This is a genomic window from Streptomyces sp. NRRL S-337, from assembly GCF_000720175.1.
GTDB lineage: Bacteria > Actinomycetota > Actinomycetes > Streptomycetales > Streptomycetaceae > Streptomyces > Streptomyces siderophoricus.
The window spans coordinates 38818-58560 of the sequence record NZ_JOIX01000007.1 but is presented as its reverse complement, the minus strand read 5'-3'; the positions used below and the strand labels follow the sequence as shown (position 1 = coordinate 58560).

Sequence of the window (19743 nt, the reverse complement as noted above, 5' to 3'; positions counted from 1 at the left end):
TCAACGTCCCGCCGCCCCCAGGATTCCCGTCCCGCCCGCCGGCCGCGGAAGGAGCCATTCCGATGGCGCAGCAGCAGCCGCAGACCGGCCCGGCCGGGGCCGCCGGCCACCCGGACGGCCCAGCGGCCGCGCCGGACCTGCCGCCGCGGGTCGCGACGGTCTACGGCGAGTCGGACCTGGCCACCGTGCCCGCCTTCGCCGGGGGGTTCATCAACTTCGGCTACTGGGCGGAACTTGGCGACCTGACCGGCCGGGTGCTGACCGAGGCGGACCGGGTGCGCAGCGAGCAGGACCTCTACCGCCTGGTGCTCGGCACGTTCGGTGAGGCGCGCGGCCGCGGCGCCCTGGAGGCCGGCTGCGGGCGCGGGCTGGGCTGTGCGCTGGCGCTGCGGGAGTTCGGGCTGGACCCGGTCATCGGTCTGGACGCGCACCCCGACCAGATCGCCCGGGCCCGGGCGGCGCACGCCGAACTGCTCGCCGGGGGCGCGGGCAGCGCCGGGCGGCTGACATTCGTGCTGGGGGCCGCCCAGCGGATGCCGCTGGCCGCGGGCACCGTCGACTGCCTGTACTCCGTCGAGGCCGTCCAGCACTTCCGTTTCCCGGCCGCCTTCGCCCTGGAGGCCGCGCGGGTGCTGCGGCCCGGCGGCCGGCTGGCGCTGACCACGTTCTTCGCCCGTACCCCTAAGGCCGCCCGGGAGCTGCCCGGGCTGCTGCCGCCGTACGCCGACGGGCTGGACGTGCCGCATGTGATCGACGAGTTCGCCGGGACGCTGGCTGCGGCCGGGCTGAGGGACGTCGTGGTACGGCCGATCGGCGACGCGGTGTGGGAGGGGTACGACCGGTACATGGCCCAGCAGCCCGAGCTCTCCGACGGGTGGCCGCGCCGCTATCTGACGGCGTACGAGACCGGGCTGCTGGACTACTACCTGCTCACGGCGGTCGCTCCCCGCCGGGCCGGGGGCCAGCGAGCCGGGGCTAGCCCCGGCGGGGCTGCCGCTTCCAGGGGCCGGTGATGGCCAGCATGATGCCGGGCTCCTGGATGTTGGCGAAGAGGGTGCGGCCGTCCGGGGAGAAGACCGGGCCGGTGAACTCGCTGTACTCGGGCTCCTCGGCGGTGCCGATGTTGAGTTCGTTGCGGGCCAGGGGGTAGGTGCGGCCGTCCTCGGTGGCGCCGAAGAGGTGCTGGACGCCCTCGCCGTCCTCGGCGATGATCAGGCCGCCGTAGGGCGAGACGGTGATGTTGTCCGGGCCGTCGAACGCGCCGTCCTTGCCGGGGTCGGGGTTGACGCCGAGCAGCACCTTCAGGGTCAGGGTCCGCCGCCGCGGGTCGTAGAACCAGACCTGCCCGTCGTGCTGGACCGGGCTCTCCTCACGGGCGTAGGAGGACACCACGTAGGCGCCGCCGTCCGCCCACCACAGGCCCTCCAGCTTGCGGGCGCGGGTGATCTCGGTGTCCTTGAACTGCTTGCGGACGGAGGTGGTCCGGGCGTCGCGGTCGGAGACGTCGATCCAGTCGACGCCGTAGACGGTGCCGGGCCGGGTGGCGCGGGAGAGGTCGTCGACGAACCGGCCGCCGGAGTCGAAGCACTTGAACGCCTGGAGCACACCGGCGTCGTCGGCGAGGGTGCGGAGCCGGCCGCGGCCGTGGTGGAAGCCCTGCGGCGGGGTCCAGCGGTAGAAGAGGCCGTTGGGGCCGGCGGCGTCCTCGGTGAGGTAGGCGTGGCCGCGCCTGGGGTCGATGACGACGGCCTCGTGGGCGTAACGGCCCAGCGCCTTGACGGGCTTCGGGTCTTGTCCGGCCCGCCGGTCGTGGGGGTCGACCTCGAAGACGTAGCCGTGGTCCTTGGTCATGCCGTGCTGGCCGGCCTTGTCCTCGGTTTCCTCGCAGGTGAGCCAGGTGCCCCAAGGGGTGGTGCCGCCCGCGCAGTTGGTGGACGTGCCGGCGATGCCGACCCACTCGCCGACCGGGGTGCCGTCCTTGGCGACCTCGACGACGGTGCAGCCGCCGGCCGCGGCCGGGTCGTAGACCAGTCCTGCGGCGAGCGGGACCGGGTGCGGCCAGTTGGCGCGCGGGCCCTTCAGCTCGTGGTTGTTGACCAGGAGGGTGGTGCCGCGGTGGCCGGCGAAGGTGCCGGTGCCGTCGTGGTTGGAGGGGGTGGACTCACCGCTGTCGAGCGTGGTGACCCCGGAGTGGGTGACGATCCGGTACGAGAACCCGGCGGGCAGGGCGAGGATGCCGTCCGGGTCGGGCAGGAGCGGGCCGTAGCCGGCCGGGTGGCCGGGGCCGTCCGCCGCGCCGTCCGCGGCCGGTGCCGCGTCCGCGGCGAGCGCGCCGGGCGCGGTGGCCAGTACGCCGGCGCTGCCGGCCAGCGCGACCCCCGCGCCGGCGAGGGCGGAACGCTTGGCGAAGTCTCTCCGGGTGAGCGGCATTGTCATCTCCAAGATGGCCGGTTCTACTCCCCTGTGCCTGCGCCGCACACGCTCTCGTGCGTCGTCGAACTCCAGTTGAACGCGGCGCGACATCCAGGAAGCAGTTGGGGCCGGCCCGCGGCGGTGTTCCCGCCCGCGGACCGGCCCCAGCGAGAGATCGCTCAGGACGACTGCCGGGAGCGCGCCTTGAACGCGGCCTTGCGGGCCTCCTTGGCGGCCTTCTTGTCCGGGTGCAGCCGGCCCATGGCCTCCAGGACGTCGGCGGTGGCCGGGTGGTCCACCCGCCAGGCGGCGTCGAAGAAGCCGCTGTGCTGCTCGGTCAGGCCCTGGACCAGGTCGCGCAGCTCCGCCTCGGCGCCCTCGTCCGCGCTGGCCAGCTGCGCGGCAATGGTGTCGACCGTCAGCCAGAAGATCATGTCCTGGGACGGCTCGGGGATGCCGGGCAGCCCGCGCTCGGCCAGCCAGACCCGGGCCAGACCGCCCAGCTGCCGGTCGTCGAGCACCTCGCGCAGCGCGGCCTCGGCGTCCGGGGCGACCAGCGAGAGGGTCTGCTGGGCGGCGAGCCGGCGGCGCGGGGCGCCCTCGTCGTCGCCGCGGGCGGCGCCGAGCAGCTCACGGGCGGCGTCGAGCGGGGTGCGGGCGGCGAGCCACTGCTCGGACTCGGCCTGGGCGTGCGCCTCGGGGTAGTCGGGCAGCGCGTCGAGGAGGACGTCGGCGCCCTTGCCTGTGAGATCGCCGACCGCCGGGGCGTCTGCGCCCGCGTCCAGCAGCCGGGCGCGGACCGCGTAGACGCCGAGCGGGGTGAGGCGGACCAGGCCGTAGCGGGAGACGTCCTCGTCGGTGAGCGGTTCGGCCGCCCGTACGGTCTCGCCCTCCTCGTCCAGTTCCTCGATGAGCGCCTCGTCGACCGGCCGGTACGCGACCAGGCCGATCGGCTCCAGCACCCGGAACTGGTCGTCGAGCCGCATCATCGCCTCGGAGACCTCTTCGAGGACGTCGTCGGTGGGCTCGTCCATGTCGTCCGGGATGATCATGGAGGCGGCCAGCGCGGGCAGCGGGACGCTCTGCTCGGGGCCCTCGGCCAGGGCGGTGAGGAGGTAGAGGTTGCCGAGGATGCCGTCGAGCAGCTCGGCCTCCTCCTCGGGATTCCAGTCGAGGGCGTCCAGGTCCAGCTCACCGCCCTCGGCGAGCTGGTCGGCGATATCGGCGAGGTCGGGGGCGGCCGCGTCGGCGAGCACCGTCTCCATGCCGGACAGCCAGATGTCGAGGACGTCCTGCGGGCTGCCGGAGGTGAGCAGGGCGAGCTCCTCGCCGGGGGTGGCGGTGCCGACCGCGGCGTCGTCGGCCGGCCCGGCCCCGTCCCCGGCCGTCGTCCCGTCGGCCTCCGGGGTCTCCTCGATCTCGACCAGGCCGGTGTCCACCGCGAGCTGCCACGCCTCGGCGGTGCAGGCCGGGCCGTCCTCGTCGGCGGTCAGGCCGAGGTGCTCGGTGGCGGCGGCCAGCGCCTCATGGAGGATCTCGCCGCCGGCACCGACCGGGACGCCCCGCTCGGCCCAGCGGGCGAGCCGGACGGCCCGGGACATCAGGGGGGCGCCGAGCGCGTCCCGGGCCAGTTCCGCCTCGGAGAGCAGCCGCACCGGCGGCAGGGTGGGACGGTCTGCGGACATCGGGTGCTCAGCTCCTCGGAACGGACTACGGCTGGGGTACCTCCCAGCGGTAGCTCCGGGGAGGGCGCCGCCCCAGCGTAGACGGAATTCTCCGTATCTCGGGCGGTTCACCCCCGCGCCGCCCGCCGGTCACCGGCAGAACCTTGACAACTCCCTTGCCCGCACAAGAGATTGACGCGCGTAGCGTGACGCCGTTCCGGCTCCGCACGCACTCTTTCCACCCCCCTCTCCCCTCGGAGGCATGCATGCCGTCCCGTCGTCCGCTCCGCAGACCGGCCGCCATCGGCGCGGTCGTAGCGGCCGCCCTCGCCGGTGGACTGCTGACCGCCACCCAGTCCGCCTCGGCGGCCGGCACCCGGATCCACGACATCCAGGGCAGCACCCGAATATCCCCGCTGGCCGGGAAGCAGGTCAGCGACGTACCCGGTACGGTCACCGCCGTCCGGGCGTTCGGCTCCTCGCGCGGCTTCTGGGTGCAGGACCCGCACCCGGACGACGAGGAGGCCACCAGCGAGGCGGTCTTCGTCTTCACCGGCAAGGAGACCCCCAAGGTCTCGGTCGGTGACGCGATCACGTTCTCCGGCACGGTCAGCGAGTACTACCCGGGCGGCAAGGACGCCGGCCTGCAGTCCGTCACCGAGATCACCAAGGCGACCTGGAAGACCGACTCGTCGGGCAACCCGCTGCCGGCCGCGTTCACGCTCAACTCCGCCTCGGTGCCGAATCGTTACGCCCCCGCCGCGGGCGGCGAGAGCATCGAGTCGCTGAAGCTGCGCCCCGGCAGTTACGCGCTGGACCGCTACGAGTCGCTGGAGGGCATGCGGGTCGCGGTCGGCGGCGCCCGGGTCGTCGGCCCGACGAACCAGTACCACGAGCTGTGGGTGACCGCCGAGCCGGGCCACAACCGCACCCCGCGCGGCGGCACCCTCTACCGTTCGTACGCGGACCCCAACGGCGGCCGGGTGAAGGTGGCGTCGCTGATCCCCTTCTCCGAGCGGCCGTTCCCGGTGGCCGACGTCGGCGACACGCTGGCCGGCACCACGGCCGGGCCGCTGGACTACGACAACTTCGGCGGCTACACCCTCCAGGCCACCGAGCTGGGCAAGCTCACCGGCAACGGCCCGAAGCCGGAGACCACCCGCAAGCAGAAGTCCGGCGAGCTGGCGGTGGCCACGTACAACGTCGAGAACCTCGCGCCGGACAACCCGCAGGCGAAGTTCGACCGGCTGGGCAAGGCGCTGGTGCACAACCTGGCGGCCCCGGACGTCGTCGCCCTGGAGGAGGTCCAGGACGACAGTGGCGCCAAGGACGACGGCACGGTCAGCGCCGGCAGCACCCTCAAGAAGCTCACCGACGCGATCAAGGCGGCCGGCGGCCCGGCGTACGAATGGCGGGAGATCGACCCGGTCAACGACCAGGACGGCGGCCAGCCGGGCGGCAACATCCGGACGGCGTTCCTGTTCAACCCGGCGCGGGTGTCGTTCACGGACGTCAAGGGCGGCGACGCCACCACCCCGGTCACGGTGGTCGGTGACCACGGCCGGGCCGCGCTGTCCGTCTCCCCGGGCCGGATCGCGCCGGCCGACCCGGCGTGGAAGACCAGCCGCAAGCCGCTGGCCGGGCAGTTCTCGCTCAAGAGCCGCCCGGGCAGCCGGATCTTCGTGATCGCCAACCACTTCAACTCCAAGGGTGGCGACCAGGGCCTGGACAGTCGTTTCCAGCCACCGGTCCGCTCCTCGGAGACCCAGCGCACCGCGCAGGCGAAGCTGGTGAACGCCTTCGTCAAGGACCTGCTGGCCAAGGACCCCAAGGCGGACGTGGTGGTGGCCGGTGACCTCAACGACTACCAGTTCTCGCCGGCCCTGAAGAACCTCACCGCCGGTGGCGTCCTGACGGACCTGGTGAACGGGCTGCCCGCCGCGGAACGCTACGGCTACGTCTACAGCGGCAACTCGCAGGTGCTCGACCACATGCTCACCAGCCGCCACCTGACCAGGCCGGACTACGACATCGTGCACATCAACGCCGAGTACGCCGACCAGGCCAGCGACCACGATCCGCAGGTGCTGCGGATCAAGCCGTGAGGCCCTCACTCCCACTCTTTCGTCACCCCGCGTGACCTGTCCGTCACTCCACTGGCCCTCGTCCGGGAGCCGATCGCGGCCGGGGGTGCGGTACTGGGCAGGTAAGCAACATTCGGCGAGACATAGGGAGTCATCATGCCGAAGGCGCAGAACCGTAAGTCGGGCAACAAGGACCGTGCCGCGGAGCGGCGCGCCGACCAGCGGAAGCCGAAGTCGTCGGAGGAGTCCGCTTCCGAGCGGACCCAGGACCTGAAGCGTTCGCGGAATGGCCTGACTGACGCGTGATGGGCCTCAGCAGCCCGGCGGCCGTCGCACCGAGAGGTGCGGCGGCCGCCCCGCGTTTGCGGGTGCGGAGCCACCGGCCGGCGCGGCACGGGCTGACGCCATCAAGCCGTCAACTACATGGCATCACTTAAGAATCGCACAAGAACAACTAAGTGGACGTGAAAGATGATGGGCCCTCACACTTCCGGCATGGAGAACCCCACCCCCTTCGGCCGTACCGCGGTCGCCATGATCACCCCGTTCACCGCCGACGGGGAACTGGACCCGGACGGCGCCCAGCGGCTCGCCACCCGGCTCGTCGACGAGGGCGGCTGTGACGCCCTGGTCCTCAGCGGCACCACCGGCGAGTCCCCCACCACCTCGGACGCCGAGAAGGAGACCCTGCTGCGGGCCGTCGCCGAGGCGGTCGGCGACCGGGCCTGGATCACCGCCGGGGTCGGCACCAGCGACACCCGGCACACCGTCGAACTGGCCCGCAGCGCCGAACGGGCGGGCGCGCACGGCCTGTTGGCGGTCACGCCGTACTACTCGCGGCCCCCGCAGGAGGCCGTCGCGCACCATCTGCGCACGGTCGCGGACGCCACCGGGCTGCCGGTGATGCTCTACGACATCCCCGGCCGCACCGGCACCGCGCTGACCGCGGACACCCTGCTGCGACTGGCCGGCCACCCGCGGATCGCGGCGGTCAAGGACTGCGGCTACGACCTGCTGAAGTCGGCGAAGGTGCTGGCCGCGACGGACCTCGCGTACTACGCGGGCTGCGACGAGCAGATCCTGCCGCTGCGCGCGCTGGGCGGCGCCGGCTGCGTCAGCACAGCCGGCAATGTGGCGCCGCGGGCGGTGCGGGCGGTCCTCGACGCCTACGACGCGGGCGACACCGCCGGCGCGGCCCGCCGCCAGCTCGCCCTGATCCCGCTCATCGAGGCGGTGACCGGGTCCGGAACGCCCGGCACGGTCGCCGTGAAGGCGCTGCTGACGCACCTCGGGCTGCCGGCCGGGCCGGTCCGCGGCCCCCTGCTGGACGCGGACGCCGCGCTCACCAGCCGGCTGGCGGACGCCCTGCGGACGGCCCTGGACCGGACTGCGGACGCGGAGGCTGTGGAAAGTGCGGTGCCGGCGGGGGTACCGGGCTAGCCGGGAGGGGACCGACGCCGGCCGGGGCCGCACCCTCGACGCGGCCCGCGGCCTCGTCCGCGCCCCGGTCGCCGCCCTCGCCGCCGTCCCCGTGCCCGTCCGGCAGCAGGTCCCGCACCAGCAGCGTCGCGCCGGCCACCGCGCCCGGCATCAGGACGACCGCGAGGAACGGGATCAGGAAGAGCAGCACGAGCGGGGTGCCGAAGCCGACCGCGAGCGCCTTCCGCCCCCGCAAGTGCCGCAGCCGGGCGCGCACCGGGACGTCGCGGCGCTGCATCGCCACCGCGGTCAGCTCGACGGTGAGGAAGAACCCGGAGAAGCAGAAGCCGATCGCGGGCACCACGGTCTGGCCGAGGAAGGGCACGAAGCCGAGGACGAACAGCAGGACACCGAAGCCGGCCGCGCGCAGCAGCACATGGACGCTGTCCCGCAGCGCGAGCGCGATCTCCCGCCACAGCGGCCGGTCCGGGCCGGGCGGGCAGTACCCCTCGCTCTCCTCGACCTGCTCCGAGAGCGACTCGTAGAACGGGTCGCCGATCAGCAGGGTGACCGCCGTGAAGGTCAGCACCGACAGCGTCAGTCCGCCGGCCAGCAGCAGCGCCACGAACACCCCGCGCAGCAGCTGCTGCCAGGGCGAGCCCCAGTCGTCGGCGAACGGCGTCGCCCAGGCGGCGAGATCGCCGGACCAGAGGGCCAGCGCGGTGAGCACCCCGGCGTAGAGCACCAGCGCGATCAGCGCCGGAATCAGCCCGAACCCCCACCACCGGCCGTGCCGGGCGACCCAGCGCTGCCCCTCACCCAGATACCGCATCCCCGCTACAAGATCACGCATGGCGCAAGCCTAGAGGGTGCCCGGCGGCGGGGACCGGGCGGGCAGCACGCAAAGGGCGGCCCGGCGGAAAGGTTTCCGCCTGGCCGCCCTCCGCTTCACCGAGGGTGCGCCACCGCCCCGTCAAGGGCCGGGCCGTCCGTGGTGACCGGGCCGTCAGTTGTGGCTGTGCAGGATCTCGTTCAGGCCGCCCCAGGTCGCCTTGTTCGGGCGGGCCTCGACGGCGCCGGTGGTGGAGTTGCGGCGGAAGAGGATGTTGTCCGCGCCGGACAGTTCCAGGGCCTTGACGATCTGGCCGTCGGGCAGGGTGACCCGGGTGCCCGCGGTGACGTACAGACCGGCCTCGACGACGCACTCGTCGCCCAGGGCGATGCCGATGCCGGACTCGGCGCCGAGCAGGCAGCGTTCGCCGATCGAGATGATCTGCTTGCCGCCGCCCGAGAGGGTGCCCATCGTGGAGGCGCCGCCGCCGATGTCGGAGCCGTCACCGATGACCACGCCGGCGCTGATCCGGCCCTCGATCATGGAGGTGCCGAGCGTCCCGGCGTTGAAGTTGACGAAGCCCTCGTGCATGACGGTGGTGCCGGCCGCGAGGTGGGCGCCCAGGCGGACCCGGTCCGCGTCGGCGATCCGCACCCCGGCGGGCGCGACGTAGTCGGTCATCCGCGGGAACTTGTCGACGCTGGTGACCTGGAGGTGCAGCCCCTCGGCGCGGGCGTTCAGCCGCACCGTCTCCAGCCGGTCGACCGGCACCGGGCCCAGCGAGGTCCAGGCGACGTTCGCCAGCGCGCCGAAGATGCCTTCGAGGTTCTGCCCGTGCGGCTTGACCAGGCGGTGGCTGAGGAGGTGCAGACGCAGGTAGGCGTCGTGCGCGTCCAGCGGCTTGTCGTCGAGCGAGGCGATGACCGTACGGACGGCCACGACCTCGACCTCGCGGACCGGGTCGGGACCGATCGCCTTGAGGACGGCGGCGCCCAGCAGGTCGGTGGCGCGCTCGTCGTCCAGGCGCTCGGTGCCGGCCGGGCCGGGGCCCTCGGCGGTCACGGTCACCAGCTCGGGGGCCGGGAACCAGGTGTCGAGAACGGTGCCGTCGGAGGTGACGGTGGCGAGCCCGGCGGCGACGGCGCCGGTCGTGCGTGAAGCGGAGGTAGCAGCATCGGTCATGCGGGAAACCTAACCGGAGGGCGCCCGTCGAGGCGAACCGGTCTCAGTGCTCGGGCCCGGCCCGTACGGTCGCACAACCCGCTTCGTAGGGCCGCACGAGTCCGTCGCCGGGCGTGCTGCCGAGGTCGTCAGTGCGCCCCGCCCAGGTTCAGCACCACGACCCCGGCGATCACCAGCAGCACCCCGAGCACCTTCAGTGCGCTGGCGCTCTCCCCCAGGAACACCATGCCGATGGCCGCGATCAGCGCGGTCCCGACGCCGGCCCAGATGGCGTAGGCGGTGCCCATGCTCATCGACCCCCGGTCAGCGGGCCTTCGGGGCCCAGCGGGCCAGGGCGGCGCTCAGCGCCTCGGTGCGGGGCCGGTGGCGGGTGTTGTGGAAGGCGCGGATCCGCCAGTCGCCGTCCGGCTCGCGGACCAGGACGTACGTCTGGACGGAGAGCGCGCGGCGGCCCGGCCGGGTGCGGCGGCCCTTGAGGACGGCGCCGCGGGCGTGGACCAGGGCCACGTCCGGGGCGAGGAACGCCAGGCCGGTGATCTCGGCCCAGAGGCGGGAGCCCGCAAGGACGCCGGCGAACAGTCCCCGGTGGCCCTCGACGACCCCCTCGCGGCCGGTGAGCCGGCCGCCGAAGAAGGTGATGTAGTCGGCGTCCTCGGTGAACGAGCGGCCGTAGGCGTCGGCGTCGCCCCAGGCGAGCCGGTGCGCCGCGAAACGCTCCCGGACGGCGGCCGCGGCGTCCTGGGTGGTCCCTGCCGGTGATGCGTTCATGACTCCCCCTGCGGAAACTGGTGACTGCAGCTTATTTGCATGCACGCATGCAATATATGCAGGCATGCAAGGATATGGCAAGAGGTCAGGCGAGTGTGTCGACCCCGCAAGCGAGTCACGGTTCCGCCCGGAAGGTGAGCGAGATGTCCGACCAGCAGCGCGACGCCCTGCTGCAGCAGCACGCCGACAGCTACCGCGCCTATGTCACGGCCACCGTCCTGCACGGCCAGGCCGCCGCGGAGGTGCTCGGCCAGCACCCCACCGACCTCTACGCGCTGCACACCCTGGAGCTCGCCGGGCCGCTCACCACCGGCGCCCTCGCCGAGCGCATCGGGCTCTCCCAGAGCGCCACCACCCGGCTCGTCGACCGGCTGGTACGGGCCGGCCGGGCCCGCCGGGCCGCCGACCCCGAGGACCGGCGGCGGGTGGTCGTCGAGCCGCTGCCGCTGCCGCACGAGGAGGACGAGGCGGCCTTCGGCCCGGCGCGGCGGCGGATGGCCGAGGTCTTCCGGACCTTCAGCGCGGACGAACTGCGCGTGCTCTTCCGCTACTTCGCCGCGGCGGCGCCGGCACTGCGGGCCGCCACCACGGAGACCAAGGGCCTGCCCGGCGACTGACCGCACGGGCCCGGAGACACGTCACGGCCGTGCCCGCCAGTGGTGACTGGCGGGCACGGCCGTGACGTGGGTGCGGACCCGCGGGGTGCGGGTCCGGTCGGACGTCGATCAGACGTTGAAGCCCAGCGCGCGGAGCTGCTCGCGGCCGTCGTCGGTGATCTTGTCCGGGCCCCACGGGGGCATCCAGACCCAGTTGATCTTCAGCTCGCTGACGATCCCGTCCGTGGCGGACTTCGCCTGGTCCTCGATGACGTCGGTCAGCGGGCAGGCCGCGGAGGTCAGCGTCATGTCGACGGTGGCGATGTTGGCATCGTCGATGTGGATGCCGTAGATCAGCCCGAGGTTGACGACGTCGATGCCCAGCTCGGGGTCGACGACGTCGTACAGCGCCTCGCGGACCTCTTCCTCCGAGGCCGGCTTGGTGGTGGTCGGGGTGTCGGTCATGCGGTCTTCGCCTCCTGGGAGAGGGCCTTGGCCGTGGCGTCCTTCCAGGCCATCCAGCTGAGCAGGGCACACTTCACGCGCGCCGGGTACTTGGAGACGCCGGCGAACGCCACCGCGTCCTCCAGCACCTCCTCCATCGCGTCATCCGGCTCCACCTGGCCCTTGGACTGCATCAGCTCCAGGAACATCTCCTGGATCTTCTGCGCCTCACCGAGCTCCTTGCCGACCAGGAGGTCGTTGAGCACCGACGCACTGGCCTGGCTGATCGAGCAGCCCTGCCCCTCGTAGGACACATCTTCGATCGTCGCGCCGTCGAGGCGGACCCGCAGCGTGATCTCGTCGCCGCAGGTCGGGTTGACGTGGTGCACCTCGGCGTCGCCGTCCCGAAGACCGCGCCCATGGGGGTGCTTGTAGTGGTCCAGGATGACGTCCTGGTACATGGAATCCAGCTTCACGGCTCAGTCAGTCCTCGTCCTCGTCCGCTGTGCGTGATCATCCGAAAAAGTTCCGCACGTGCTCCAGGCCCTCGACCAGGGCGTCGACCTCGGCCGGGGTGGAGTACAGATAGAACGACGCTCGCGTGGTCGCAGGAATTCCGTAGCGCAGGCACACCGGCCGTGCGCAGTGGTGGCCCACGCGGACCGCGATCCCCTGCTCGTCGAGGACCTGGCCGACGTCGTGGGGGTGAATGTCGCCGAGCGTGAAGGAGATCGTCGCCCCGCGGTCCTCGGCCGAGCTCGGGCCGATGATCCGCAGGTCGGGGACCTCCAGCAGCCGCTTGACGGCGTACTCGGTGATCACGTGCTCATGGGCGGCGATCTTGTCCATGCCGATCGAGGTGAGGTAGTCCACGGCCGCGCCGAGGCCGACGGCCTGGGCGATCGGGGGCGTACCGGCCTCGAACTTGTGCGGCGCCGGCGCATAGGTCGAGGAGTGCATCGACACCGTCTCGATCATTTCGCCGCCGCCCAGGAACGGGGGCAGGTCCTCCAGCAGCTCCTGGCGGCCCCACAGGACGCCGATGCCGGTCGGGCCGCACATCTTGTGGCCGGTGAAGGCCACGAAGTCGGCCTGCAGCGCCTGCACGTCCAGCACCATGTGCGGGGCGGCCTGCGAGGCGTCGATGCAGACCAGCGCGCCGACCTCCTGGGCCCGCCGGATGATCGTCTCGACCGGGTTGAAGGTGCCCAGGAGGTTGGAGACCAGCGTGAACGAGACGATCTTGGTCCGCTCGGTGATGACCTCTTCGATGTTCGAAAGGTCCAGGCGGCCGTCGTCGGTCAGGCCGAACCACTTCAGCTGCGCACCCGTGCGCTGCGAGAGCAGCTGCCACGGGACGATGTTGGAGTGGTGCTCCATCTCCGTGATGACGATCTCGGTCTCACGGTCCACGCGGTAGGGCTCGTCGGCCCAGCCGAGCATGTTCGCGACGAGGTTGAGCGACTCCGAGGCGTTCTTGGTGAAGATCACCTCGTCGCGGCTCGGCGCGTTGATGAAGGCGGCGACCTTGTCACGGGCGCCTTCGTACAGCGCCGTGGCCTCCTCGGCGAGCACATGCACGCCGCGGTGGACGTTGGCGTTGTGACGTTCGTAGTAGGCGTTCAGGGCGTCGAGGACCTGGCGCGGCTTCTGCGAGGTCGCCGCGTTGTCCAGGTACACGATCTTCCGGCCGTCGTGGACCTGGCGGTCCAGGAGGGGGAAGTCCTTACGGATCGCCTCTGTGTCGAGGAGGCCCGGCAGCTGTGTCACGCGGTCGTACCACCCTTCACGTATGCCTCGTAGCCCTCGGCCTCCAGCTTGTCCGCCAGCTCCGGGCCGCCGGACTCGGCGATCCGCCCGTTGGCGAAGACGTGGACGTGGTCGGGCTTGATGTAGCGCAGGATGCGCGTGTAGTGAGTGATCAGCAGGGTGCCGACCTGGCCGGTCTCGCGGACGCGGTTGACGCCCTCGGAGACGATGCGCAGCGCGTCGACGTCCAGACCGGAGTCGGTCTCGTCGAGGATCGCGATGGCCGGCTTGAGCAGCTCCAGCTGGAGGATCTCGTGGCGCTTCTTCTCACCGCCGGAGAAGCCCTCGTTGACGTTGCGCTCGGCGAAGGCGGGGTCCATGTTCAGGCGCTCCATGGCCTCCTTGACCTCCTTGACCCACAGCCGCAGCTTGGGGGCCTCGCCGCGGATCGCGGTGGCGGAGGTGCGCAGGAAGTTGGAGACGGAGACGCCGGGGACCTCGACCGGGTACTGCATGGCGAGGAAGACGCCGGCCCGGGCGCGCTCGTCGACGGACATCGCGAGGACGTCCTCGCCGTCGAGGGTGACGGTGCCGCCGGTGATCGTGTACTTGGGGTGACCCGCGAGCGAGTAGGCGAGGGTCGACTTGCCGGAGCCGTTGGGGCCCATGATGGCGTGCGTCTCGCCCTGCTTCACGGTCAGGTCGACGCCCTTCAGGATCTCGCGCGGGCCGTTCTCGGCCTCGACGGAGACGTGCAGGTCGTGGATCTCAAGCGTTGCCATGGGTGACTCAGGACTCCTGGGTGACGGAGACGAGCACGTCGTCCCCTTCGATCTTTACGGGGTATACGGGGACGGGGCGCGTCGCGGGGAGGCCGGACGGCTTGCCGGTGCGCAGGTCGAAGCTCGAACCGTGCAGCCAGCACTCGATCGAGCAGTCCTCGACCTCGCCCTCGGAGAGGGAGACGTTCGCGTGCGAGCAGATGTCGTTGATCGCGAACACCTCGCCCTCGGTGCGGACCAGCGAGATGGGCGTGCCGTCGATCTCCACCCGCTTGGGGGTGTCCTCCTCCAGCTCGCTCAGCGCCGCTGCGCGTACGTAGCTCATACCGCGGATGCTTCCAGCTCGGCCTCGATCTTGCTCATCAGGCGCTCCTCGACGTCCGGCAGGCCGATCTGCTGGACCAGCTCGGCGAAGAAGCCGCGGACGACGAGCCGCCGGGCCTCCTCCGCGGGGATGCCGCGGGCCATCAGGTAGAAGAGCTGCTCGTCGTCGAAGCGGCCGGTCGCCGAGGCGTGGCCGGCGCCGACGATCTCGCCGGTCTCGATCTCCAGGTTGGGCACCGAGTCGACCCGCGCGCCGTCGGTGAGGACGAGGTTGCGGTTGAGCTCGTAGGTGTCCGTGCCGGTGGCCGAGGCGCGGATGAGGACGTCGCCGATCCAGACGGCGTGTGCGTCCTCGCCCTGCAGCGCGCCCTTGTAGGTGACGTGTGAGCGGCAGTTGGACGCCTCGTGGTCGACGAACAGGCGGTGCTCGTGGTGCTGGCCCTGCTCGGTGAAGTACAGGCCGTAGAACTCGGCCTCGCCGCCGGGGCCGGCGTACGTGACGCGCGGGTGCAGGCGGACGAGGTCGCCGCCGAAGGTGACGACCACGGACTTGAAGGTGGCGTCCCGGCCGACCAGGGCGTTGTGCTGGCCGGTGTGGACGGCCGACTCGTCCCAGTCCTGGACGGAGACGACGGTCAGCTTGGCGCCGTCACCGAGGAGGTAGTCGACGTTGGCGGCGAGCACCGCGTCACCGGTGTGGTCGATGACCACGACCGCCTCGGCGAACGCGCCGAGCTCGATGACCTGGTGGCCGAAGGCGGTACCGCCCTCACCGTGCACCGAGATCCGGATGGGCTCGCTGAGCACGGTCTCCTTGGGGACCGTGACCACCGAGGCCTTCTCGAACGAGCTGTACGCCTGGGCGGCGACCCGGTCGACCGGCTTGCCGGCCGCGCCGACCCGCGGGTCGGCGCGGTCGACCAGCTCGTGGGTGACGCCCTCGGGCGCGGTGATGTCGATCTTCAGGTCGGGACCGCCGGCCGCGGCCGAGCCGTCATGCAGGCCCTTCAGGCGCGCGAGGGGGGTGAACCGCCACTCCTCCTCGCGGCCGTGCGGCACCGGGAAGTCCGCCACGTCGTAGGACGGCGGGGCGCTCATCCGGGTGGCGACGGTGGACTCCGCGGCCACCGCGATGGAGCCGGTGGTCGTGGAACCCGCCGGGATGTTCTGAGCCTCAGCCATGGCTGTCGTCTAGCTCGCTTTCTGCGTTCTCAGGGAGTCAGTCGCTGCGTGGAGGCCCGGGTCAGCCGACCGCGCCTTCCATCTGCAGCTCGATCAGCCGGTTCAGCTCCAGCGCGTACTCCATCGGCAGCTCACGGGCGATCGGCTCGACGAAGCCGCGCACGATCATCGCCATGGCCTCGTCCTCCGACAGACCGCGGGCCATCAGGTAGAACAGCTGGTCCTCGCTGACCTTGGAAACGGTCGCCTCGTGGCCCATGGAGACGTCGTCCTCGCGGACGTCGACGTAGGGGTAGGTGTCCGAGCGGGAGATGGTGTCCACCAGCAGGGCGTCACACAGCACGTTGGACTTGGAGCCCGCGGCGCCCTCGCCGATCTCGACCAGACCGCGGTAGGAGGTCCGGCCGCCACCGCGCGCCACCGACTTGGAGACGATGTTGGACGAGGTGTTCGGCGCCATGTGGACCATCTTGGAGCCGGCGTCCTGGTGCTGCCCCTCGCCGGCGAAGGCGATGGACAGGGTCTCGCCCTTGGCGTGCTCGCCCATGAGGTAGACCGCCGGGTACTTCATCGTCACCTTGGAGCCGAGGTTGCCGTCGACCCACTCCATGGTCGCGCCCTCGTAGGCGACGGCGCGCTTGGTGACCAGGTTGTAGACGTTGTTCGACCAGTTCTGGATGGTCGTGTAGCGGCAGCGGCCGCCCTTCTTGACGATGATCTCGACGACCGCGGAGTGCAGCGAGTCCGACTTGTAGATCGGCGCGGTGCAGCCCTCGACGTAGTGGACGTAGGCGTCCTCGTCGACGATGATCAGCGTCCGCTCGAACTGGCCCATGTTCTCGGTGTTGATCCGGAAGTAGGCCTGCAGCGGGATGTCGACGTGGACACCCTTGGGGACGTAGATGAACGAGCCGCCGGACCACACCGCGGTGTTCAGCGACGCGAACTTGTTGTCACCGACCGGGATGACCGTGCCGAAGTACTCCTGGAAGAGCTCCGGGTGCTCCTTCAGCGCGGTGTCGGTGTCCAGGAAGATGACGCCCTGCGCCTCCAGGTCCTCACGGATCTGGTGGTAGACGACCTCGGACTCGTACTGCGCGGCGACACCGGCGACCAGGCGCTGCTTCTCCGCCTCGGGGATGCCGAGCTTGTCGTAGGTGTTCTTGATGTCCTCGGGCAGGTCCTCCCAGGAGGCGGCCTGCTGCTCGGTGGAGCGGACGAAGTACTTGATGTTGTCGAAGTCGATGCCCGACAGGTCCGAGCCCCAGTTCGGCATGGGCTTCTTGTCGAACAGCTTCAGGCCCTTGAGGCGGAGCTTGAGCATCCACTCCGGCTCGTTCTTCTTCGCCGAGATGTCGCGGACGACAGCCTCGGAGAGACCGCGCTTCGCCGAAGCGCCGGCCACGTCGGAGTCGGCCCAGCCGTATTCGTACTTGCCCAGACCCTCGAGTTCGGGGTGAGCAGTCTCCGTGGGGAGCGTCATGCGGGGTTCCTCCCGGCCGTGCTTGCAGATGATGTCGTGGTCTTGTGGGTGTGCTCACCGGCCCGGTGAGCCGCCTTGCCGGCTCCGGCCTTCGGGACGAAGGTCGTGCACACCCCGTCGCCGTGGGCGATGGTGGCAAGGCGCTGTACGTGGGTCCCGAGCAATCGGGAGAAGACCTCGGTCTCCGCCTCGCACAGCTGCGGGTACTGCTCGGCGACGTGGGCGACCGGGCAGTGGTGCTGGCAGAGCTGTTCACCGAGCTGGGGGTTGGGGGCGCTGCGCGCCGTAGCAGCGTACCCGTCCGCGGTCAACGCCCTCGCCAGGGCCTGGGTGCGAGCCTCCGGGTCGGCGCTGTCGACCGCCTCGCGGTAGACCTCGGCCTGGGCGGCCAGCCGGGCCCGGGCGAACGCGGCGACCGCCGCCTCACCCTTCTCACCGCCGCCCGCGCTCTGCGCGATCCAGCGCAGCGCGTCGGAGGCGAGCTGGTCGTAGGCCTGGTCGAAGGCGTCCCGCCCGCAGTCGGTGAGGGCGAAGGCCTTGGCCGGGCGGCCGCGGCCGCGGCTGCCGTAGACCCGCTGCTCGCGGGGCTCGACAACGCCTTCGGCGACCAGCGCGTCCAGGTGCCGGCGGACGGCGGCCTGGGTCAGCTCCAGCCGGAGGGCGAGCTCGGCGGCGGTGGACGGACCGTGGTCGAGGATGGAACGGGCGACCCTGTTGCGGGTGCCCTGCTGTTCGTCGTGTGACACGGGGGCGGCCTGCGGGGCCGGCGTCGCCCGGGCATCCGGTCCGGGCGCGGAGGCGACCGGCCCGGCGGTCGTGCCGACCCCGGGCTCTCGCTGATCCTCGCTCGCGTATTTCACAACGCCATTGTTGCGTAATTCGTCAAAGCGATTCAAGCGCGGTCCGGATGGCGGGATGGTGGCCTCTATCACTTAGGTTCACCTCATTTCAACCCCGCCCCTTGGCCCGCGATCCGGTCGCCGACCTGCGAGGACGCACCACGATGCGGGGCCGGCCCCCACTGACGGCGGTGCGGCCGTTCTTCGTAGACTGCGCGGCATGCGCAGCACCTCCCCGGGGAGCACTCCCCGGACCCCCGGACGGGCGCCGGCCGTAGAGGTCACCGGCCTGGTCAAGCGGTACGGGACGAAGACCGCGGTGGACGGGCTCGACCTGACCGTCGCCCACGGCACGGTGACCGCCGTGCTCGGGCCCAACGGCGCCGGCAAGACCACCACCGTCGAGACCTGCGAGGGTTACCGCCGTCCGGACGACGGCACGGTCCGCGTGCTGGGCCTGGACCCGGTCGCCGACGCGGCCGCGCTGCGCCCCCGGATCGGCGTGATGCTGCAGTCCGGCGGCGTCTACGCGGGCGCCCACGCCGAGGAGATGCTGCGGCACACCGCCACCCTGCACGCCCACCCGCTCGACGTCGGCATGCTCATCGAGAGGCTCGGTCTGGGCCCGTGCGGCCGGACGCCCTACCGGCGGCTCTCCGGCGGCCAGCAGCAGCGGCTGGCGCTGGCCATGGCCGTGGTCGGCCGCCCGGAGCTGGTCTTCCTCGACGAGCCGACGGCCGGCCTCGACCCGCAGGCCCGCCGCGCCACCTGGGACCTCGTACGGGAACTCCGCGCCGACGGTGTGAGCTGCGTGCTCACCACCCACTTCATGGACGAGGCCGAACAGCTCGCCGACGACGTCGCGATCATCGACGGCGGCCGGGTGATCGCCCAGGGCAGCCCCGACGAGCTGTGCCGCGGCGGCGCCGAGAACAGCCTGCGCTTCACCGGCCGGCCCGGCCTCGACCTCGCCTCCCTCCTCAAGGCGCTGCCCGCGGACAGCTCCGCCTCGGAGCCCGCCTCCGGCATCTACCGCGTCCACGGCAAGATCGACCCGCAGCTGCTGGCCACGGTCGCCTCGTGGTGCGCGCAGAACGGCGTGATGCCGGACGCGATAGCCGTCGAGCGGCACACCCTGGAGGACGTCTTTCTGGAGCTGACCGGTAAGGAGCTGCGCGCATGACCGCCACCGAGGCCGGTACCGCCACCGGAACGGGCGCGTTCGCCCCGCGGCCCGGTGCCGCGCCGCTGCCCCGGATGATCCGGGCCCAGGCGGCCCTGGAGACCCGGATGCTGCTGCGCAACGGCGAGCAACTGCTGCTCACCGTGATCATCCCGACGCTGCTGCTGGTGCTCTTCTCCGCCGTCGACATCGTCGACACCGGAGCGGGCCGGGCGGTGGACTTCCTGGCGCCGGGCATCCTCGCGCTGGCCGTGATGTCCACCGCGTTCACCGGCCAGGCCATCGCCACCGGATTCGAGCGCCGCTACGGCGTCCTCAAGCGGCTCGCCGTCTCGCCCCTGCCACGCTGGGGGCTGATGACCGCGAAGACCTGTGCGGTGCTGGTCACCGAGGTCCTGCAGATCGTGCTGCTGACGGCGGTGGCTCTCGCGCTGGGCTGGTCCCCGCACGGCAACCCGCTCGCCGTGCTGCTGCTCCTCCTGCTGGGCACCGCCGCGTTCTCGGGGCTGGGGCTGCTGATGGCCGGGACCCTGAAGGCCGAGGCGACGCTGGCCGCGGCCAACCTCGTCTTCCTGCTGCTCCTGGTCGGCGGCGGGGTGATCGTCCCGCTCTCCAAGTTCCCGGAGGCCGCCCAGGCGGTGCTGCACCTGCTGCCGATCTCGGCCCTCTCGGACGGGCTGCGCGAGGTGCTCCGGCACGGCGCGGCGGTGCCGTGGTCCGACCTGGGCATCCTCGCCGGGTGGGCCGTGCTGGGGCTGGGCGCGGCGGCGAAGTTCTTCCGCTGGGAGTAGTCACGGGGT

20 protein-coding genes and 1 pseudogene are annotated in these 19743 nt (G+C 71.8%); 7 read left to right on the top strand and 14 right to left on the bottom strand.

Going from position 1 to position 19743, the window contains the following annotated elements:
* Positions 1-62: 62 nt before the first annotated feature.
* The gene (locus IG62_RS0108200) at positions 63-1013 is read left to right on the top strand and encodes a class I SAM-dependent methyltransferase (protein ID WP_051797745.1); all 951 of its coding nucleotides are present in this window, start codon (positions 63-65) and stop codon (positions 1011-1013) included.
* Here IG62_RS0108200 and IG62_RS0108195 read toward each other — a convergent pair.
* The gene (locus IG62_RS0108195) at positions 976-2430 is read right to left on the bottom strand and encodes an alkaline phosphatase PhoX (protein ID WP_030799224.1); all 1455 of its coding nucleotides are present in this window, start codon (positions 2428-2430) and stop codon (positions 976-978) included. The two genes, IG62_RS0108200 and IG62_RS0108195, sit on opposite strands and share 38 nt — an antisense overlap.
* A gap of 161 nt (positions 2431-2591) precedes the next feature.
* The gene (locus IG62_RS0108190; protein WP_030799222.1) at positions 2592-4097 is read right to left on the bottom strand and encodes a hypothetical protein; all 1506 of its coding nucleotides are present in this window, start codon (positions 4095-4097) and stop codon (positions 2592-2594) included.
* Positions 4098-4342: 245 nt separating this feature from the next.
* On the opposite strand from IG62_RS0108190, the gene IG62_RS0108185 reads away from it, so the two are divergent.
* The 3 genes from IG62_RS0108185 to dapA all read left to right on the top strand — a co-directional run bounded on the left by IG62_RS0108185 (position 4343) and on the right by dapA (position 7600).
* Positions 4343-6181 (top strand): endonuclease/exonuclease/phosphatase family protein, encoded by a 1839-nt coding sequence (locus tag IG62_RS0108185; RefSeq protein WP_030799220.1) that lies wholly within the window; start codon positions 4343-4345, stop codon positions 6179-6181.
* 135 nt (positions 6182-6316) lie between these two features.
* The gene (locus IG62_RS47725; protein ID WP_199812430.1) at positions 6317-6466 is read left to right on the top strand and encodes a hypothetical protein; all 150 of its coding nucleotides are present in this window, start codon (positions 6317-6319) and stop codon (positions 6464-6466) included.
* Between the two features lie 189 nt (positions 6467-6655).
* Positions 6656-7600, top strand: a complete 945-nt coding sequence (gene dapA, locus IG62_RS0108175; RefSeq protein ID WP_030799218.1) for a 4-hydroxy-tetrahydrodipicolinate synthase — start codon at positions 6656-6658, stop codon at positions 7598-7600.
* On the opposite strand, the gene IG62_RS0108170 is transcribed toward dapA, so the two are convergent.
* The 4 genes and pseudogenes from IG62_RS0108170 to IG62_RS0108155 all read right to left on the bottom strand — a co-directional run bounded on the left by IG62_RS0108170 (position 7503) and on the right by IG62_RS0108155 (position 10361).
* Complete coding sequence (locus tag IG62_RS0108170; protein WP_030799216.1) at positions 7503-8432, bottom strand: EI24 domain-containing protein; 930 nt, start codon at positions 8430-8432, stop codon at positions 7503-7505. The two genes, dapA and IG62_RS0108170, sit on opposite strands and share 98 nt — an antisense overlap.
* A gap of 153 nt (positions 8433-8585) precedes the next feature.
* The gene (dapD, locus tag IG62_RS0108165; protein ID WP_030799214.1) at positions 8586-9593 is read right to left on the bottom strand and encodes a 2,3,4,5-tetrahydropyridine-2,6-dicarboxylate N-succinyltransferase; all 1008 of its coding nucleotides are present in this window, start codon (positions 9591-9593) and stop codon (positions 8586-8588) included.
* 128 nt (positions 9594-9721) lie between these two features.
* Positions 9722-9889, bottom strand: a pseudogene (locus tag IG62_RS0108160) (DMT family transporter); the annotation flags it as partial.
* Positions 9890-9896: 7 nt separating this feature from the next.
* A complete protein-coding gene (locus IG62_RS0108155) occupies positions 9897-10361 on the bottom strand; it encodes an SgcJ/EcaC family oxidoreductase (RefSeq protein WP_030799210.1) in 465 nt (154 codons plus the stop codon).
* Positions 10362-10504: 143 nt separating this feature from the next.
* Between IG62_RS0108155 and IG62_RS0108150 the strand changes: the two genes are divergently transcribed.
* Positions 10505-10978: a MarR family winged helix-turn-helix transcriptional regulator gene (locus IG62_RS0108150; RefSeq protein WP_037837971.1), complete on the top strand. Its 474-nt coding sequence runs from the start codon at positions 10505-10507 to the stop codon at positions 10976-10978.
* A 108-nt stretch (positions 10979-11086) separates the two neighbouring features.
* Here the strand turns inward: IG62_RS0108150 and IG62_RS0108145 are convergent, their stop codons facing one another.
* The 8 genes from IG62_RS0108145 to IG62_RS0108110 all read right to left on the bottom strand — a co-directional run bounded on the left by IG62_RS0108145 (position 11087) and on the right by IG62_RS0108110 (position 17781).
* Positions 11087-11422 carry a metal-sulfur cluster assembly factor gene (locus IG62_RS0108145; protein WP_030411906.1) on the bottom strand — a complete coding sequence of 112 codons (336 nt, stop codon included), beginning with the start codon at positions 11420-11422 and terminating at the stop codon, positions 11087-11089.
* Positions 11419-11877 carry a Fe-S cluster assembly sulfur transfer protein SufU gene (sufU, locus tag IG62_RS0108140; RefSeq protein ID WP_030799206.1) on the bottom strand — a complete coding sequence of 153 codons (459 nt, stop codon included), beginning with the start codon at positions 11875-11877 and terminating at the stop codon, positions 11419-11421. Before sufU ends, IG62_RS0108145 begins: the two co-directional genes overlap by 4 nt.
* A gap of 37 nt (positions 11878-11914) precedes the next feature.
* Entirely contained in the window at positions 11915-13171 is a 1257-nt protein-coding gene (locus IG62_RS0108135) for a cysteine desulfurase (RefSeq protein ID WP_030799204.1), read from the bottom strand.
* Positions 13168-13932, bottom strand: coding sequence for a Fe-S cluster assembly ATPase SufC (gene sufC, locus IG62_RS0108130; protein ID WP_030799202.1), 765 nt, complete (start codon positions 13930-13932; stop codon positions 13168-13170). Before sufC ends, IG62_RS0108135 begins: the two co-directional genes overlap by 4 nt.
* Before the next feature lie 7 nt (positions 13933-13939).
* Positions 13940-14257 (bottom strand): non-heme iron oxygenase ferredoxin subunit, encoded by a 318-nt coding sequence (locus IG62_RS0108125; RefSeq protein WP_030411902.1) that lies wholly within the window; start codon positions 14255-14257, stop codon positions 13940-13942.
* On the bottom strand, positions 14254-15438 hold the full coding sequence (gene sufD, locus IG62_RS0108120; RefSeq protein ID WP_030799200.1) for a Fe-S cluster assembly protein SufD: 1185 nt from the start codon (positions 15436-15438) through the stop codon (positions 14254-14256). The genes IG62_RS0108125 and sufD overlap by 4 nt, the downstream gene beginning before the upstream one ends.
* A gap of 61 nt (positions 15439-15499) precedes the next feature.
* Complete coding sequence (gene sufB, locus IG62_RS0108115; RefSeq protein WP_030799198.1) at positions 15500-16921, bottom strand: Fe-S cluster assembly protein SufB; 1422 nt, start codon at positions 16919-16921, stop codon at positions 15500-15502.
* Complete coding sequence (locus IG62_RS0108110; protein ID WP_030799195.1) at positions 16918-17781, bottom strand: helix-turn-helix transcriptional regulator; 864 nt, start codon at positions 17779-17781, stop codon at positions 16918-16920. The genes sufB and IG62_RS0108110 overlap by 4 nt, the downstream gene beginning before the upstream one ends.
* A gap of 199 nt (positions 17782-17980) precedes the next feature.
* Between IG62_RS0108110 and IG62_RS0108105 the strand changes: the two genes are divergently transcribed.
* Together IG62_RS0108105 and IG62_RS0108100 are read left to right on the top strand one after the other, a co-directional pair.
* Positions 17981-18943, top strand: a complete 963-nt coding sequence (locus IG62_RS0108105; protein ID WP_030799192.1) for an ABC transporter ATP-binding protein — start codon at positions 17981-17983, stop codon at positions 18941-18943.
* Complete coding sequence (locus IG62_RS0108100) at positions 18940-19734, top strand: ABC transporter permease (protein ID WP_030799189.1); 795 nt, start codon at positions 18940-18942, stop codon at positions 19732-19734. Before IG62_RS0108105 ends, IG62_RS0108100 begins: the two co-directional genes overlap by 4 nt.
* Positions 19735-19743: the final 9 nt, after the last annotated feature.

What these genes read in the sequence shown, in the direction of transcription:
- IG62_RS0108200 (WP_051797745.1), top strand. Translation starts at nt 63, where the DNA reads ATGGCGCAGCAGCAGCCGCAGACCGGCCCGGCCGGGGCCGCCGGCCAC.
- IG62_RS0108195 (WP_030799224.1), bottom strand. Translation starts at nt 2,430, where the DNA reads ATGCCGCTCACCCGGAGAGACTTCGCCAAGCGTTCCGCCCTCGCCGGC.
- IG62_RS0108190 (WP_030799222.1), bottom strand. Translation starts at nt 4,097, where the DNA reads ATGTCCGCAGACCGTCCCACCCTGCCGCCGGTGCGGCTGCTCTCCGAG.
- IG62_RS0108185 (WP_030799220.1), top strand. Translation starts at nt 4,343, where the DNA reads ATGCCGTCCCGTCGTCCGCTCCGCAGACCGGCCGCCATCGGCGCGGTC.
- IG62_RS47725 (WP_199812430.1), top strand. Translation starts at nt 6,317, where the DNA reads ATGCCGAAGGCGCAGAACCGTAAGTCGGGCAACAAGGACCGTGCCGCG.
- dapA (WP_030799218.1), top strand. Translation starts at nt 6,656, where the DNA reads ATGGAGAACCCCACCCCCTTCGGCCGTACCGCGGTCGCCATGATCACC.
- IG62_RS0108170 (WP_030799216.1), bottom strand. Translation starts at nt 8,432, where the DNA reads ATGCGTGATCTTGTAGCGGGGATGCGGTATCTGGGTGAGGGGCAGCGC.
- dapD (WP_030799214.1), bottom strand. Translation starts at nt 9,593, where the DNA reads ATGACCGATGCTGCTACCTCCGCTTCACGCACGACCGGCGCCGTCGCC.
- IG62_RS0108155 (WP_030799210.1), bottom strand. Translation starts at nt 10,361, where the DNA reads ATGAACGCATCACCGGCAGGGACCACCCAGGACGCCGCGGCCGCCGTC.
- IG62_RS0108150 (WP_037837971.1), top strand. Translation starts at nt 10,505, where the DNA reads ATGTCCGACCAGCAGCGCGACGCCCTGCTGCAGCAGCACGCCGACAGC.
- IG62_RS0108145 (WP_030411906.1), bottom strand. Translation starts at nt 11,422, where the DNA reads ATGACCGACACCCCGACCACCACCAAGCCGGCCTCGGAGGAAGAGGTC.
- sufC (WP_030799202.1), bottom strand. Translation starts at nt 13,932, where the DNA reads ATGGCAACGCTTGAGATCCACGACCTGCACGTCTCCGTCGAGGCCGAG.
- IG62_RS0108125 (WP_030411902.1), bottom strand. Translation starts at nt 14,257, where the DNA reads ATGAGCTACGTACGCGCAGCGGCGCTGAGCGAGCTGGAGGAGGACACC.
- sufD (WP_030799200.1), bottom strand. Translation starts at nt 15,438, where the DNA reads ATGGCTGAGGCTCAGAACATCCCGGCGGGTTCCACGACCACCGGCTCC.
- sufB (WP_030799198.1), bottom strand. Translation starts at nt 16,921, where the DNA reads ATGACGCTCCCCACGGAGACTGCTCACCCCGAACTCGAGGGTCTGGGC.
- IG62_RS0108105 (WP_030799192.1), top strand. Translation starts at nt 17,981, where the DNA reads ATGCGCAGCACCTCCCCGGGGAGCACTCCCCGGACCCCCGGACGGGCG.
- IG62_RS0108100 (WP_030799189.1), top strand. Translation starts at nt 18,940, where the DNA reads ATGACCGCCACCGAGGCCGGTACCGCCACCGGAACGGGCGCGTTCGCC.